Source organism: Vibrio rumoiensis 1S-45 (assembly GCF_000286955.2).
GTDB classification, from domain to species: Bacteria; Pseudomonadota; Gammaproteobacteria; order Enterobacterales; family Vibrionaceae; genus Vibrio; species Vibrio rumoiensis_A.
In genome coordinates this window covers 12,739-29,219 of record NZ_AJYK02000024.1, presented here as the reverse complement: position 1 = coordinate 29,219, position 16,481 = coordinate 12,739, and the positions used below count along the sequence as shown (strand labels likewise).

Annotated in this window: 14 protein-coding genes; 5 read left to right on the top strand and 9 right to left on the bottom strand. The window is 42.6% G+C overall.

The window, feature by feature from the left end; all coding sequences use genetic code 11:
• Window positions 1–48: 48 nt before the first annotated feature.
• The 4 genes from A1QC_RS03365 to A1QC_RS03350 all read left to right on the top strand — a co-directional run bounded on the left by A1QC_RS03365 (window position 49) and on the right by A1QC_RS03350 (window position 3,725).
• Window positions 49–1,464, top strand: coding sequence for a coniferyl aldehyde dehydrogenase (locus tag A1QC_RS03365; protein WP_026025859.1), 1,416 nt, complete (start codon window positions 49–51; stop codon window positions 1,462–1,464).
• 137 nt (window positions 1,465–1,601) lie between these two features.
• Window positions 1,602–2,471, top strand: coding sequence for a DMT family transporter (locus A1QC_RS03360; RefSeq protein ID WP_017025459.1), 870 nt, complete (start codon window positions 1,602–1,604; stop codon window positions 2,469–2,471).
• Window positions 2,472–2,699: 228 nt separating this feature from the next.
• Window positions 2,700–3,179 (top strand): DUF1097 domain-containing protein, encoded by a 480-nt coding sequence (locus A1QC_RS03355; protein ID WP_017025458.1) that lies wholly within the window; start codon window positions 2,700–2,702, stop codon window positions 3,177–3,179.
• A gap of 168 nt (window positions 3,180–3,347) precedes the next feature.
• On the top strand, window positions 3,348–3,725 hold the full coding sequence (locus A1QC_RS03350) for a helix-turn-helix domain-containing protein (protein WP_017025457.1): 378 nt from the start codon (window positions 3,348–3,350) through the stop codon (window positions 3,723–3,725).
• A 51-nt stretch (window positions 3,726–3,776) separates the two neighbouring features.
• Here the strand turns inward: A1QC_RS03350 and A1QC_RS03345 are convergent, their stop codons facing one another.
• The 8 genes from A1QC_RS03345 to A1QC_RS03310 form a co-directional block, all read right to left on the bottom strand.
• A complete protein-coding gene (locus A1QC_RS03345; protein WP_017025456.1) occupies window positions 3,777–4,976 on the bottom strand; it encodes an OmpP1/FadL family transporter in 1,200 nt (399 codons plus the stop codon).
• Window positions 4,977–5,193: 217 nt separating this feature from the next.
• Window positions 5,194–6,432, bottom strand: coding sequence for a choline ABC transporter ATP-binding protein (gene choV, locus A1QC_RS03340; RefSeq protein WP_017025455.1), 1,239 nt, complete (start codon window positions 6,430–6,432; stop codon window positions 5,194–5,196).
• Between the two features lie 2 nt (window positions 6,433–6,434).
• On the bottom strand, window positions 6,435–7,280 hold the full coding sequence (gene choW, locus A1QC_RS03335; RefSeq protein WP_026025858.1) for a choline ABC transporter permease subunit: 846 nt from the start codon (window positions 7,278–7,280) through the stop codon (window positions 6,435–6,437).
• A gap of 89 nt (window positions 7,281–7,369) precedes the next feature.
• Entirely contained in the window at window positions 7,370–8,308 is a 939-nt protein-coding gene (locus A1QC_RS03330) for a choline ABC transporter substrate-binding protein (protein ID WP_017025453.1), read from the bottom strand.
• Window positions 8,309–8,338: 30 nt separating this feature from the next.
• Complete coding sequence (gene betA, locus A1QC_RS03325) at window positions 8,339–10,039, bottom strand: choline dehydrogenase (RefSeq protein WP_017025452.1); 1,701 nt, start codon at window positions 10,037–10,039, stop codon at window positions 8,339–8,341.
• Window positions 10,040–10,134: 95 nt separating this feature from the next.
• On the bottom strand, window positions 10,135–11,595 hold the full coding sequence (betB, locus tag A1QC_RS03320; RefSeq protein ID WP_017025451.1) for a betaine-aldehyde dehydrogenase: 1,461 nt from the start codon (window positions 11,593–11,595) through the stop codon (window positions 10,135–10,137).
• A 24-nt stretch (window positions 11,596–11,619) separates the two neighbouring features.
• Window positions 11,620–12,222: a transcriptional regulator BetI gene (gene betI, locus A1QC_RS03315; protein ID WP_017025450.1), complete on the bottom strand. Its 603-nt coding sequence runs from the start codon at window positions 12,220–12,222 to the stop codon at window positions 11,620–11,622.
• 455 nt (window positions 12,223–12,677) lie between these two features.
• Entirely contained in the window at window positions 12,678–14,603 is a 1,926-nt protein-coding gene (locus tag A1QC_RS03310) for a ligand-gated channel protein (RefSeq protein ID WP_017025449.1), read from the bottom strand.
• 112 nt (window positions 14,604–14,715) lie between these two features.
• Here A1QC_RS03310 and A1QC_RS03305 point away from each other — a divergent pair, with 112 nt between their 5' ends.
• Window positions 14,716–15,675 (top strand): LysR family transcriptional regulator, encoded by a 960-nt coding sequence (locus A1QC_RS03305; RefSeq protein ID WP_017025448.1) that lies wholly within the window; start codon window positions 14,716–14,718, stop codon window positions 15,673–15,675.
• 46 nt (window positions 15,676–15,721) lie between these two features.
• Here the strand turns inward: A1QC_RS03305 and vctC are convergent, their stop codons facing one another.
• Complete coding sequence (vctC, locus tag A1QC_RS03300) at window positions 15,722–16,480, bottom strand: iron chelate ABC transporter ATP-binding protein VctC (RefSeq protein ID WP_017025447.1); 759 nt, start codon at window positions 16,478–16,480, stop codon at window positions 15,722–15,724.
• Window position 16,481: the final 1 nt, after the last annotated feature.

Below are 16,481 nucleotides of genomic sequence, written 5' to 3'. Positions count from 1 at the left end.
GCCTCTTGAAGTCACTTAGGTATAGTTACAGCTGAAGGAGAAATAATGATGAATGTGGCGACCGAGGTTGAATATATCAATCCATTAAATAATCAACTTATCCAATTACGCAAAGAATTCAATGCCAGTCCTTTTCCTAATGCAGACGTGAGAAAGGATAAGTTAGTCACACTTAAAAAATCATTGTTGTCACATAGAGAAGCTTTGGTCAGTGCCTTGAGTGAAGATTTTGGTTACCGCTCTGAATTTGATTCTGTAATGGCGGACATTATGCCGACAGTCACGCACATTAATTATAGCTTGAAGCATATTACTCAATGGATGAAACCGAGTAAGCGTCATGCTGGTTTGGTTTTTGCACCGTCTAAAATTAAAGTGCAATATCAGCCTTTAGGTGTGGTTGGCATTATTTCACCTTGGAATTTTCCTGTGATTTTAAGTTTAGCTCCTTTGGTGACAGCAATTGCAGCTGGCAATAAAGTGATGCTTAAACTGAGTGAATTTACCCCTAAAACCAACCGTGTAATCACTGATATTTTGAAAGTATTACCGCACGATGTTGAGGTTGTGGAAGGGGAGGCAGACACAGCTCAAGCGTTTAGCCAACTGCCATTTGATCACTTACTGTTTACCGGTTCAACTTCTGTCGGGCGCTTTGTTGCTAAAGCAGCAGCCGATACTTTAACGCCAATTACCTTAGAGTTGGGTGGAAAATCACCGGTGATCGTGGCGCAAGATGCTAATTTAGTTAAAGCAGTGGATGCCATTTTATTTGGTAAATGCCTTAATGCTGGTCAAATTTGCGTATCACCCGATTACGCCTTTGTACCGCAAGATCTGGTCGATAATTTTGTACAATTATTCTTAGATCGTTTCAAATTGTATTACGCCCAAAAGAAAAAATTGAACAAGTTTACCCAGATCATTAATCAGCGACAATTTGACAGACTAGAGCAATACCTTGTTGATGCCAAAGAGAAAGGAGCAAAGATCCATACAGTCGAGTGGGATACTAGCCAACAAGATAGATGTTTGTTGCCTCATTTGGTGACTGAAATTTCTGATGATATGGCATTAATGCAAGAAGAAATCTTTGGCCCTATTTTACCTATTATGCCTTATCAAAATATTGATGATGTGATTGGCTATATTAACCGAGGTGAGCGTCCTTTAGCGTTGTATTTAATGTCGGAAGACAAAGAGCTTATTCAAAAGGTCACAAGCACTACCCATAGTGGCGGCGTTGCCATTAATGACACGGTATTGCATGTTGGAGCAGAAGACGCACCATTTGGAGGGGTCGGCCAGTCGGGGATTGGGCATTATCATGGCATTGAAGGCTTTCACACCTTTAGCCATGCCAAAACGGTTTTTCATACGCCTAGCTGGTTGCCTCGTAATCATTTCATTATGAAGAACAAAAAGTTAGCTTTGAAGGTATTCAACCGCTTCTTTTTAAAATAACTGATTCAAGTGTTATTCGATACATCAAGTTAAAATAGAAACCGTGCAAGCAATAGGCGGTTTCTATTTTGGGTATAGCAATCCTATTCCTCAGCCTTTATCATCGGCATACTTTTTTGTTAATGAGATGTTTGACTATGCCCAACCATTCACCCGTTTTGGGTGCATCGTGGATGCTGATTGCAGGTTTGTCTTTTGCGGTTGTAAATAGTATTGCGCAATACATTAGTATTACCTTTTCCATCCCCTCTACCACTGTGGCTTTGCTTCAATACGCCATTGCGCTGGTGGCAATTCTGCCGTATTTAAAAACGCTTGGCATTCGTAAGTCTTTGCATACCCAACATTTTTGGTGGCATGCTTTCCGAGTCTTTTTATCGGTAATCGGCATTCAGCTTTGGTTCTGGGCGCTAGCGTACCCTGTACCGATTTGGCAGGGTATTGCATTACTCATGACTTCACCTTTATTCGCCACTGTAGGTTCTGGCCTTCTATTAAAAGAAAACGTCGGTTGGGCCCGTTGGATGGCAACCTTAGCCGGTTTTGGTGGTGCGATGATCATTTTAGAGCCGTGGTCGGATGCTTTTAGTTGGGCAACCTTACTGCCTGTTGGCGCAGCCTTCTTTTGGGCGTGTTATTCCTTAATGGTGAAGAAGATGTCGGTAAATGACTCACCTTCGACCATGGTGGTGTATTTACTATTATTATTAACGCCATTTAACTTGTTTTTGGCGCTGCCAGAATGGTCCACACCAACTGGTTGGACAGTTTGGATACTGCTGATTGGGGCTGGGATCATGACGGCTCTCGCGCAATGGGCGATAGTAAAAGCCTATGCCGTTGCTGATGCTTCGTTTGTGCAACCTTTTGATCTTGCCAAATTGCCATTTAACGTTTTTTTAGGTTGGGTAGTCTTTGGTTGGATACCAACCGGTAATTTATGGATTGGCGCGGCGATCATGATGGCATCGATAGTGTTTATTACCCAATGGGAAAGGCGAAAATAGGTTCCAGTAAATATTCACGATGAACCAAGCTTCTTACCTCTGCACTATCAGATCTATCTAGGAATTAAGTTAATCGCTTGCGTTATCATTTTGGTGTAATTGGAATATTTATTTCAAATTTTTTGTGATCTAAGCCTGCTATTTTTTCGTCTTTTCCTTTTAGTATCCTTGCTTGATTTCTATCAGTTGATTGCTTGTAAGTGCAATCAACTGCGGCGAGGCTTTATTATGTCCACACTTCTGGCGATTTCTCTTACCACTGGCTTGCTTTCCGGCATTTGGGGCTGGGTTGCAGTGTCTTTAGGCTTATTATCTTGGGCTGGCTTTCTAGGCTGCACCAGTTATTTTGCATCGCCCACTCAAGGGGTTAAAGGGCTTGGAATCAGTCTGCTAACTAACTTAGCAGGGGTAGGTTGGGCGTTAGTGATCATTTATGGTTCTCAATGGTTTGGCAATGAAATAATTGGTTATGTGTTAACGGCAATGGTGTCCTTTTTTATGTGTATTCAAGCTAAAAAACAATGGCTGAGTTTTATTCCGGGGACTTTTATTGGTGCGTGCGCCACGTTTGCGGCCAGTGGAAATTGGCAATTAGTGATCCCGTCTTTATTAATTGGTGGTGTTTTCGGTTATTTAATGAAAGCCAGTGGTGTATGGCTACAAGCAAGAAGCCAGTCGAAGGGCGCGTTGCCACAAACCACACTGTGACACCTTAAATTTAATATTATTCTTTCTTAAGCGGCCAGTATTGTTTTATTACTGGCCGTTTTTTGTTTTTTTAAATTCTCTGAACAAAACCTGACGTTTGAATGACAAGATATTCACAATACTTTGTCATTTTGGACGCAAGATTATTCTGATGAATGGATGGAAGAGATGGAATTTACTGAACAAGACCGAGAAGTACTATATAACCTGTGGATGTCACAAAAAGCGAAGCGTCATTTAACGCAAATGGATATGGCTAAACGCTTAGGCGTTGGGATTGTTGAATTCTCTGAAATGATCCGTGGAAAAGGGCAATTGACGACGAGTTTCGTCACTCGATTTTTTCAACAGTTGGATATTGAGCCGCACACCATTTTACCGTCATTAAAACGACAAGTCTCGCCAGATAATGCTGTGGTGTATTTACAAAATCGAATTATCATTGACGGTGATATTCAAAATGTTCAAGTGGATGGTAACCAAGTGATCATTGATTATTGCTGTAAAGTGGCAAAGTTAAACACAAGTAAATCAACCGAGAAGTGATCGATAAGAAGAGGTTGGCCGCCATAGAGCATGGCGACCAATGACATGAGATTAGAAATTATCCCAGTTGTAGTTAAAGGCTAAGAACCAGATGGAAGGATCGTGGTATGTTCCTCCTAAACCAAGGCTGCCGTCTTCAACACTGGACGATTCAAGATCCATGTATTGCACCGCAACACCAAAGGATTGACCGCCTTCTAACTTGTATTTCATACCGACACCAAGCATTAGTGCACCGCCAGAAGGCATGGTTAATGAGGTGTCACCTTGTGATTTGTATACACTGGTATCGTAGCCAATCCCAGAGTTTAACGTTAACTTATCTGAATATTGGTGCTGAACCCCAAACGCAAAACTGTAGGTGTCTTGAAGCCTGTCTTTAGATGGGACACCTATCTGACTTGCTACGGTTAGGTCTGCATCGCCATATTTACTCCAATCTTGCCAACCTAAATTACCCATGATCGCCCAAGTGGCATTCAGTTGGTGGAAAGCACTGGCAATAAGTTGTTGTGGAGCGTTGGCAGTACCCGATAAAGGTAAAGCAGCATCGACATTAACAGTAATAGGGCCTTGTTGGACTGGTACCGTTACATTGGTTTTAATGTCGTAATCGTAGTTGGTTTCACTGGTATATCCGACACCAAATCGGGTGTTTTTATCCAGTTCATACAACACACCTAGGTGGTAATTTAAGGCGACATCGGAATCATCAACCGATTCACCAGCACGTTCAACTTTGAGTATGCCGTAATTAATCCCAAGACCTGCACCAAATGACCACTGATCGTTGAGGCGGTATGATGCAGTTGGTTGTAAGGTTAGCCCTTTCATGTCAACGCTTTGTATCGCATTGCTTCCAGCCCAGTTGCCAAAATCTAAACCTAGGCCAAACATGCCGTAAAATCCGAGTCCGACAGTCCATTGGTCATTAATTTGTTGGCTATAAAAAGCTGAAGCAGAAGGTACAAAGCCAATCGCATTACCGGTGTCACCGGCACCCGGTGCGTCTAAATCATAATTCGCATTTCCATAAATGGCTTCACCTGCCACGGTGGCATGTCGGCCATCTAAGCGAGAGAGACCTGCTGGGTTCATATACATAACGGATGGATCTTGGGCGCGAGCGGCAACCCCTGCGGCGCTTAAACCCACATCATCTGTGCCGATTTCATTTAAATAAATACCGCCGGCAATACTTTGAAAGCTAGTGAGTATAAGCCCACCGTAAACCAAAGGAGATAAACGCATTGTTCAGTGATTCCTGTATGTTAAAGGATAATTTCTGAAGAAATAATAGCTTATATTGACCTGATTTTTTTGATCGTGATGTTAATTTTTGCGTTTAATTGCTTTTAAGTAGAATTAACATGGATGGAAGTGTGTATTTGAACGTTAGCATAAAAAAAGCCTCCCACTGATGAGGGAGACTTAAACATAAAATTTATACTTTAATGACTTGAAGCTATTAGGCAGCGTTCGGTTTTGGCTCTATTGTTTCATCTGATGCTTGTTCTAACGCTTGATAATTACCTAATAAAGCATTGTAGAATTCACTGTCACTTAACATTCCGACAAGGTGATTATTGTCGACCATAAGGACAGGGTGAGCCGTGCGGTTTTTTAGCTCAATGGCATCACGCATACTGATTTCTGGGTTGGCAGTAATTAACATGCTGTCATCAATATCTTCAAGCGACATGCTAGAGGGTTGCCAGTTCACTAATGTCAGTGGTTTCTCACTGATCATTTGAAGTGACTCCATCGAAAGTGAAGCACTGGTTTTTTTCAAGCGAATATTCGAATGTGGGCAAATCTGGATTTCATTATCTGAAAATTCCAAATCACTCACTGGCATCATTAATGAACTGCCTTTAAGCACATTCAATGGATTAGTGTGGGCAACAAAATCTTTCACGTATTGTGTTTTAGGTGCCAGCACGATTTCTTCTGGTGTGCCGTGTTGAATTAAACGTCCTGATTCCATGATGGCAATATTATTACCAATTTTTAACGCTTCATCCAAATCATGACTCACAAACAAAATGGTTTTATTGAGCTTCGTTTGCAGCTCGAGTAACTCATCTTGAAGCTGAGCACGGATCAAGGGATCAAGCGCGGAAAAAGGTTCATCCATCAACAAGATATCGGTATCCATTGCAAAGGCGCGGGCTAGGCCAACACGTTGCTGCATGCCGCCTGACAGTTCATGTGGGAGCTTATCTGCCCACTCTGCTAGTCCGACCATTTCAATCTGTTCACGCGCTTTTTTACGTCTCTCTGTCTTGCCCATGCCTTTCATTTCAAGGCCAAAAGCGACGTTGTCCAATACGCTTAACCACGGCATTAAAGCGAATTTTTGAAACACCATTGATACGCGATGAGTACGCAAATGGCGTAAGGTCGCTTTATCACAGTTGGCTAGGTCAACATGGCTGTCACCATCTTTAATTTCTAATGAGCCACGAGAGATAGGGTTGAGGCCATTTACTGCACGTAATAAACTCGATTTTCCTGAACCTGAAAGGCCCATTAATACGCAGATCTCGCCTTCTTTTACGCTGATACTGACATCATCTACACCAACTACTTGGCTAGTTTGGTCAATAATATCTTGGCGTGATTGCCCTTGATCGAGTAAGTCGAGTGCTTGAATTGGGTTATTACCAAATACCACATCAAGATTTTTAATGTTAATTGAGTTCATGATTATCCCTCCTTGGCTTGGTTAGGTGTTTTACATAGGCGATCCAAAATGATGGCGACTAATACAATCGCTAAACCTGCTTCAAAACCTTGAGAAATGTTCACGGTATTCAATGCTCGGATAACTGGTTTACCGAGACCATCGGCGCCAACCAATGCTGCGACAACCACCATGGATAATGACAACATAATACACTGGGTTACTCCTGCCATAATGCTTGGTAGCGCGGCAGGTAGTTCAACTTTAAACAGCAATTTCATACGGCTTGCACCAAAGGCTTTACCTGCTTCTACGAGTTCTTCAGGCACTTTAATAATACCCAAATAGGTTAAACGGATGGGCGCAGCAATGGCGAAAATAATGGTTGAAATTAGGCCTGGAACAATACCTAAGCCAAATAAAACTAAGGTTGGGATTAAATAAACAAACGTAGGTACGGTTTGCATCAAATCTAAAATAGGGCGCATCACGGTATATAACCAAGGACGGTGTGCCGCCATGATCCCAAGAGGAACGCCAATTAATACGGAAATCGTTGTCGCCGCAAAGACGAGAACAAAGGTTTCCAGCATTTCTTGCCAATACCCTAAGTTTAAAATGAGCAGTAATGCTGCAATGATGAATATCACCAAGGATAATTTACGGTGTAAATACCAAGCTAATGCGGCGGTAATAGCGATTGGAGCCGCTGGTGGCATCCATTGAAAAACATCCACTAAACAGGTGATGATGGTTTCAAGGAAAATGGAAATAGCATCGAAGAGACTGGCAGCATTCACCGTGAGCCAATCAACAACAATTTCCATCCAATGTCCGAGTGGGATTTTATGATCCGTTATAAAGTTCAATGTATTGCCTTATCTGGCGAGCTTATACCCGCCAGTCCTATTACTTGTGTTGAGAATTTTCAGAGGCCCGCATGGCTGATCCTCTGGGATTACATGGTTAGATATTGAATCACCGCAGGAGCTGCAGGCTTACCATCTAAGGTTTTGACATTTTTCAGCCAAGTTTTAACTTGCTCAGGATTTTTTGCTAACCATTCACGAGCTGCGATAGCTGGTTTCTGATTTTCGTTCAAAATGGAATTCATGATCTGGTTTTCCATCTCAAGAATAAATTGCAGATCTTTTAATAAACTACCGACATTTGGACATTGCGCTAAGTAACCTTGACGAACGTTAGTATGAACGCTTGCACCGCCATAGTTAGGGCCAAAGTAGTCATCGCCACCGTCCAGATATTCCATCTCTACTTTGCTGTTCATTGGGTGAGGTGCCCAACCCAAGTAAACGATCCATTGGTTACGACGTACAGCACGTGTAACTTGTGACACCATGCCAGCTTCGCTCGATTCCACTAAACGGAAGCCTTTTAAATCGAAAGCGTTGTCATCGATCATGCTTTGCAGTAAGCGGTTACCATCATTACCGGGCTCAATACCGTAGATGCGGTCGTTAAATTTGTCGGCATTTTTAGCGATATCTGCAAAGGTTTTCACACCCGCGTCATAAACGTATTTAGGAACAGCAAGGGTATATTTTGCACCTTCAAGGTTGGCACGAACGCTTTCTACTGTGCCAGCTTCACGGTATTTTTTAATATCGTTTTCCATGGTTGGCATCCAGTTACCAAGGAATACATCAATATCGTTATTGGCCATCGAGGAGTAAGTAACAGGAACCGACAACAATTCAGTTTCGGTTTGGTAACCCATGCCTTTCAATAACTCAGAGGTCACCGCAGTTGTTGCGGTAATGTCGGTCCAACCTACGTCTGAGAAGCGGACAGTTTCACATTGATTGGCAGCTTGAGCATTAAAAGCAGCTAATGAAGTAAAGCCTAGAGTTATTAATGTTTTATTTTTCAGTAACATAATCAATCCTTATGATGAGTAACTTACTTTTTATTTTTCAGTCGTTAAATTTCGTATTGGAGCGTTATTACGCTGTGTTTCTTGCCAGTTAGGAGCTATCCATACCGGCACGTCATTGGGTTCGAGTAGGCGTTTACCTAAAATCATATCGGCAGCACGTTCCGCGACCATGATGGTCGGTGCGTTCAAGTTGCCATTAGGAATAATTGGGAAAATAGAAGAATCAACCACACGTAGGTTTTCAATACCAAGTACGCGACACGCTTCATCGACTACCGCCATTGGGTCATTGTTTGCGCCCATTTTGCAGGTACAAGAAGGGTGGTATGCACTTTCCACATTTTGTTTAACCCATTGATCAATGGCGTTATCCGATTCAATATCAATACCCGGTTGAATTTCTGTGCCACGGAATGTGTCCATGGCTGGTTGCGCTAAAATCTCACGAGTTAAGCGAATGCAATCACGCCAATCTTGACGATCTTGATCGGTTGAAATGTAGTTAAATTGAATGCTTGGTTTCGCATGTGGATCGCTAGATTCTATGGCGACACGGCCACGGCTTTGTGGTTTGTTTGGGCCTACGTGAACTTGGAATCCATGGCCATCAAAAGCGGCTTGACCGTCGTATCGCATGGCAGCTGGCAAAAAGTGGTATTGAATATTTGGCCATTTCAAGCCCTTGCGAGAACGAATAAAGGCACACGATTCAAAATGATTGGTTGCCCCTAATCCGGTGCGTTTTAAAATCCACTCAGCGCCAATTAAGCCTTTGCTGACTAAATCCAGTTTGCTGTTGAGTGTGATCGGTTCTTTACATTCATATTGAAAATACACTTCTAGGTGATCTTGTAGGTTTTCCCCAACACCTGGAAGTTCGTGCTTCACTTCTACATTGGCTTTTTTGAGCGTTTCGCGCGCGCCAATACCTGATAATTGCAGCAATTGCACTGAACCAATGGAACCTGCACTTGAGATTACTTCTTTTTCAGCATAAACCTTGTGTGCTTTACCTGACTTTTCGTATTCAATTCCACAGGCCGTTTTACCTTTAATAATAACTTTATGTGCAACGATTCCTTTTAAAACGGTAAGGTTTGTGCGTTTGAGTGCGCGTTTTAAATAAGCATTAGAGGTTGAAGCGCGCACACCACCATCGACCGTCATGTGCATTGGACCAAAGCCTTCCTGTTGATAAGCGTTGTAATCCTCGGTTTCTGGGTAACCGGCTTCTTTACCAGCATCGATAAAAGCTTGGTATAACGGGTTACGTTTCATGTCATTGCCGTTACAAGTACCTACTGGGCCGTTGCCACCTCGGTAGCCGTTGCTACCATCCATCCAACTTTCAGCTTTTCGGAAGTAAGGTAAACAGTTTTGATAATTCCAACCTGAAGCGCCAGACTCCTCCCACTGGTCGAAATCGCAAGCATGACCGCGTACATAAACCATGCCGTTAATTGAAGAGCTTCCACCCAGTACTTTACCGCGAGGACAATGTAGTTGGCGGCCATCAAGCCCTGCTTCTTTCTTGCTTTCAAATTGCCAAGCGTATTTTTCGCTGTTCATTGGATATGAAAGTGCGGTTGGCATTTGAATGAAAATGCTTTTATCACTGCCACCGGCTTCTAATAGCAGAACATTATGTTCGCCTGATTCGCTGAGTCTGTCGGCAAGTACACAGCCGGCCGAACCCGCGCCGACGATAATATAATCGTAGCGTTGTTGCATAAGAATTGTCTCCGCTCTCTGTTAGAGAGTATCGATTAGAAAGTCGGTGAGGTTAAGCACCGACAAATAGATTCATTTCTAGGTGATAAGGCGTGTTAAGCATAAGGACTTTCGAAGTCGCCTAAGTGAACAAACACACTTTTGGTTTGGGTGTAATGGTGTAATGTTTCAGTACCATTTTCGCGGCCAATACCCGAGTGTTTGTAACCACCTACTGGCATTTCAGCAGGGGAGTCGCCCCAAGTGTTGATCCAACAAATACCCGCTTGCATCTGATGAATAACGCGGTGTGCACGCGATAAATTTTGAGTGAAGATACCGGCAGCAAGGCCAAACTCGGTTGCATTGGCACGTTGGATGACTTCATCTTCATCATTGAACTTAAGCACAGACATGACAGGGCCAAAGATTTCTTGTTGAACATGAGCCATGTTGTCATCACAATCGATAAAGATGGTTGGCGCGACAAAGTTACCCTTTTCTAAACCTTTATCCGTGACCTGATAGCCACCGGTGAGTAATGTTGCACCACTTTGTTTTGCCGCTTCAATTGCGTTTAGGACTTTGCCTAAATGCTCTTTGGAAATCAGGGCACCCACTTGAGTGTTGATGTCCATAGGATCGCCAACAATCATTTTTTCAGTGCGCGTTTTTAATTGAGTAATGAAATCGTCATACATAGCTTCATGAACAAAGACGCGTGTTCCGTGGGTACACACTTCACCTTGTGTATAAAAGTTTGCCACCATAGCCGCAGAAACCGCTTGGTCTAGTTTGGCGTCGTCAAAAATAATCAAAGGTGATTTCCCACCTAATTCCATCGTGACGGATTTAAGTGTTTTGGCGCTGTCACCCATGACGGCTTTACCAGTACCAGACTCCCCAGTGAAAGAAACTTTTGCTATCTCAGGGTGAGCGGTAAGCATTTGACCAACACGATAGTCGCCTTGAAGCACATTAAATACGCCATCCGGAACGCCTGCTTCCGTAAAGATTTCTGCCAATTTCAGTACCGACAATGGCGTTTCTTCCGATGGTTTGAAAATCATGGCATTACCGGCAGCAAGCGCAGGGGCTGATTTCCACATTGCGATTTGGATCGGATAGTTCCATGCACCAATACCAGCACAAATACCAAGAGGCTCACGACGTGTATAAAAGAACTGATCTTCACTTAACGGTTGTTGCTCGCCTTGTAAGCTTGGTACTAGATTTGCGAAGTATTCGATGACATCTGCGCCCGTCACAATATCAACTTCCAATGCTTCTTGAAGCGGCTTTCCTGTATCTGCCACTTCTAATGCGGCAAGCTCATCGTTTCGTACTCTAAGTATTTCAACTGCTTTTAAAAGAATTCGACTGCGTTCAACTGCGCTCATTTTCGACCAAATTTGAAAACCTTGTTTGGCAGAGGCTATCGCTTTATCTAAGTCGCCTTGAGAGGCTTGACCAATTTCTGCAATGGCTTCACCCGTTGCAGGGTTGTAGCTGGTGAAGGTTTCACCTGATGTTGCAGAGGTTAATTGACCATCGATATAAAGTGTTTGAGTTGTCATGTGAAAGCCTATTAATTGGAAAATTTAAAGTGATGATTGGGCGTAAAACGTCAGTTGTTTGTCGAGATAATCGTTAATAATTTCACGCGCTTTATCGGCATCAATACCATCTGGGTTTAATGTGCCACGTAGCCAAATACCGTCAATTAATGAAGCGATGCCATGCGCAACCAAGTTGGCTTGTTCGACAGGAAGTAGCGCTTTTAACTCTATTTTTAAATGGGAAAGCAAACGTTGTTCATTCACGCGTTGCAGCCTTTTTAACTGGACGTCATGCATGGAATAAGACCAAAATGCCAGCCAAGTTTTAGCCACTTTGTTTTCGGCTTGAAAGCCTTCAACGTTGGCATTGATGATGGCGTTAATTCGTGACTGATGATTGTCTTTTGGCAAGTGCTTGAGTTGCGCTTGTACCGTGCCAGAAAGGTCTCGCAAAATGGCTCTCATGGTTTCTTCGAGTAAACCATGCTTGCCGCCAAAGTAGTGATTGATAATACCTGTAGAAACCCCCGCTTCTTTGCTGATCAACGAGATGCTTGCACTGTGCAGACCGACTCTTTCAATCACAGCCATCGTGGCTTTTACAAGTTGCGGTTTTCTAATGTCAGGCATTCCAATTTTTGGCATATTTCGAACCCATTTATTTTTTATTGAACGGTTAATTAACAATAATGCTACACATAAAATGTTTAGACCTCAAATGAATATTCTGGGTTTTATTGTTAGGTTTTGGTTGGGTTTTATATAAATATGTTATTTATCAGTTGAATAAAGTGAAGTGGCAAGTTTTGAGGAATTAAAAATTATTACGGATGTAAGGTTATTTTGCAGAAAAAATAGAACAAAGAGGGGAGGAGAACGGTGGTTGGGTGACGGAGGAGGATAAACTGATGTCTGCTCATAAGTCAGTTCCAATCTTCATTGCTCAAACAACTCTAATCCACAAGGAAGAACAAGAAACGGAAAGTACCCCTTCCAAATAAAATTCTGAAAAAAAGCGCCAATCAATGTGATTGATTAGCGCGATTTAATGAGCATTATGGTGCTCTATTTAGAGTTATAAAATGGTTTTATTTACTGATTTAAAACCCAACGTTCATGCCTACCCAATAACGACGACCATCTTCTACATAGCCGTACTCGTCATAAGTGACTTCTTCATCTAATAGATTATAAATAGCGGCATTAAGCGATACGCTGCTTGTTAATTGGTAGCTCATGCCCATGTCAACAAAGGTGTATGACGGTGCTTCTAAGCTGCTCGATGATGGCCCTGTGATAGGTTCCATCTCTTCACCATGGTAAGTGACTTGAGCCCATGTTTCTAAATCTGCAGTGGCCTGCCAAGAAAGATCGGTACTGAATAAATGTTTTGGCAACTGAACAAGAGGTTGACCTGCGTAGTCTCCAGATTTTTGCTCAGAGTGTGTAAAGGTGTAGCTATTATTCCAATAAACACTTTCTGATAGAGGTGTTGATAACGTGACTTCGACACCTCTTGTGACCGCTTTATCGATATTCACACGTTGTGTTGAATCGCTGCCCCAATCATTGACAGGGCCACAACTTGTACAGCTCACGCGTGAGATTTTATCTTTAAAGTCGTTATTAAACAAAGTCACACTTGATGACACACCATAATCGTTTTGGTAATTTAAACTGATTTCTGTATTAACGGAGGTTTCAGGGGTTAAATTTTCATTACCGTAGATATTACCGCCTCGACTCACTTGAGCCCAACCTGGAGTAATTTCTCGAAGGCTTGGAGCACGATAGCCGGTTGATACACCACCTTTTAATACCCAATTTGAAGTCATGCTCCATACGCCATAAGCTCTTGGGCTGATATGGGTTCCGTAGCGTTCATCATCATCCAAACGTGCGCCTAGTGTTAAACTAAATGAATCGACAATTGCCCATTCATCTTCTAGGAAAACCGCGAATCGATTGTTATCGAGCTCGCTAAGATCGGAAGCTTGATTTGAAGTGTAATCTTCTAATTTTTCATATTGGAATTCAAAACCAGTTGTCAAAGTATGAGAATAAATTGGGGTGACAAGACTGGTGTTGAATACGGTGTTCATGCTCTCCATTTCTCGGGTTGTATTTTCCGAGTCTTCATATTGAAGATAGGTGTTAGAGCGACCCACTTTCCCCCAGTTACCCTGATGGCTAATGGAGTAATGTTGGCGGTTGTACTCATCAAGTTCTGGGTCAGAGCCATCTGCGAGTGTGTTGCCAGCGGTTCCTTCACGGTCTTGTTCTGATATACCAGCTTCAAAAGCGATTTGGTGATCATCATTTGCTTGGTAAGTTAACGTGGAGTCAATGCTGTTCAGAGATTTATCTTCATAACCATTTAGAATTTGATCTTCGTCTCTTACGGTGGTTTGTCCGTTAACTTGTAAAGTCAGTTTGTCAGAGATTGGACCGGTGAGATAAAAATTAGCGCTACGCTCATCACCGGATTTACGGTTTTCTTGAATTGTGGTTCCTATTTGAACATTCCCAGTCCAATGTTGCGTATCTTTACGTGTAATGACGTTGATCACGCCGCCAATCGCATCCGAGCCATACAAGGTCGACATAGGACCACGAATCACTTCAATACGTTCAATGGCTTCAATTGGTGGCAACCAACCTTGTTCGATACCAGGGCCGTCACTGTTTGGCCTTGTTTGTCTTGATGACTGGCGCTTACCATCCACTAAGATCAATGTATATGCCGATCCCATTCCACGAATACTAATATCGGTTTTATCACCACCACCAGTAATGGTTACCCCTGGAACATTACGAAGCGCATCGGTGACATCACGATAATAACGATTATCAAGTTCTTCACGAGTGACCACGCTGATACTGGCTGGCGCGGTAATTTCTGATTGTTCATAACCGGATGCTGTGACCACCATTGTCTCTGTGGTGCTCTTTTCAGCCGCTTGTGCATTCGTTGCTAATAAAATAGCGCCCGCTAAAGTCGAAAGCGGTAAATGGTACCTAGACATTACAATTCCTTTAAATGATAATGATTCTTAAATTCATTTGCGATTATTCATAGGTTTTGTCTTATTGACTAGATCAATAGATGAAACAGGCTGTTCCAAAAATGGGATTGAGATGAAAACAGAACTACAAGGGATACGTGCGTTTGACGCATTAAATCGTCATCATAGTGTGACTGCGGCGGCAAAAGCATTAAATCAACCAAAATCAACCGTTAGCCGACGTTTAGCTCAATTAGAAGCAGAGCTTGGACAAACGTTGTTTATTAAACAAGGTTCTCGTTTAATGCTAACGCGAGCGGGGGAGGTGTTTGCTCAATATTGTGAGCGCTTAATTACGGTGGCTGAAGAGTCTCAAAATGCGCTGCAGTCTTTAAAGCAAAATATTAGCGGAGAATTGACCGTATTAGCCCCGCCTAGCTTAGTGCGAGGTTGGTTGCGTTCAGAGTTAAATCAATTCCTTGATGCCCATTCACAGGTGAATATCCGTCTGTTCACGGAATCACGAGAAGAATATTTTCATCAAGAGCCTGATATTATACTGTCAGTGGGTGAGACCCAGTTACCCGGGACGTGGCGTAAACAGGTGCTCGGGTATTGGCAGTTTGGCTTGTATGCAAGTGCTGAATATTTAGCCCGACAGCCTAAACTTACTCATCCACAAGAGCTAAATACACATCAATGGTTGCCCTTTGATCATGATCAAAAGAGCAGCATTTATTTATCTCATGCTCAAGAGCATTACATGGTGATGCCGCAAATCAGTCGGCTCACCAGTGATAATTTATTGTTACAAATTGACTCTATGGCCAATGGATACGGAATTGGTTTATTGCCTACTTGGATTGCGAATAATTATTCTAGTGCGCATCCGGGAAAAATTGTTCGTTGTTTACCTCACTGGCTTGGGCAACCGAAGCCCATCATTTGTTATTTTGGCAATGGCGTGCTGCCATTACGAGTGCAAACCTTGATCAAAACACTACAAGAAAACGCGCCTAAAGAGTGGAATACCAAGGCATCCCCTTTTCATACATATAAAGAAAGTATTGCTACCATGGCACAGTGTGTTTGAGTACCATGGCAAGCATTTTTTGATGACTTAATGCTGGTAAAACCGGTTATGAGAAATACAGACACATTCGGTTGCCATCCACTTCAATTACGTTAAATGGGGTTTCATAGATATCCGCAAGAACGTGTGAATCGATCACTTGCTCCACGCTGCCTTTTGCTACGATCTCGCCTTTTTTTAACGCAAGAATGGTATCGGAATAACAAGAAGCAAAGTTGATATCGTGGATCACAATCACTACGGCTTTATTCAGTTCATGAGCGAGGCGACGTATAGTGCTCATGATTTGCAAAGAGTGTTTAATATCAAGGTTGTTTAAAGGTTCATCGAGGAACACATAGTCAGTATCTTGTGCTATTACCATGGCGATGAATGCCAATTGCCGCTGTCCTCCACTCAACTCATCTAAATATTTATATTGGATTGCCCCTAAATCAACATATTCAATCGCTTTGTCGATCACTTCATTATCTTCTGCTTTCAAGTTACCTTGGCAGTAAGGAAAGCGACCAAATGAAATCAGTTCACGTACCGTAAAACGTAACGACACAGTATTGGCTTGTCTTAGAATGGATAAGCGTTTTGACAGTGCTTTGGTATCCCAATCAACGAGTTCTTGTCCATCAATCCAGACTTCGCCTTGATCGCGCTTTAATAAACGGCCTGCCATGGAAAGTAGTGTGCTTTTCCCAGCGCCATTAGGGCCAATAATTGCGGTGACTTTTCCTTTTTCAAATTCTGCACTGGCATTTTGTACGACAGGGTGTTCGCCAAAATATTTGGTTAGTTGTTTTAATTCAATCATC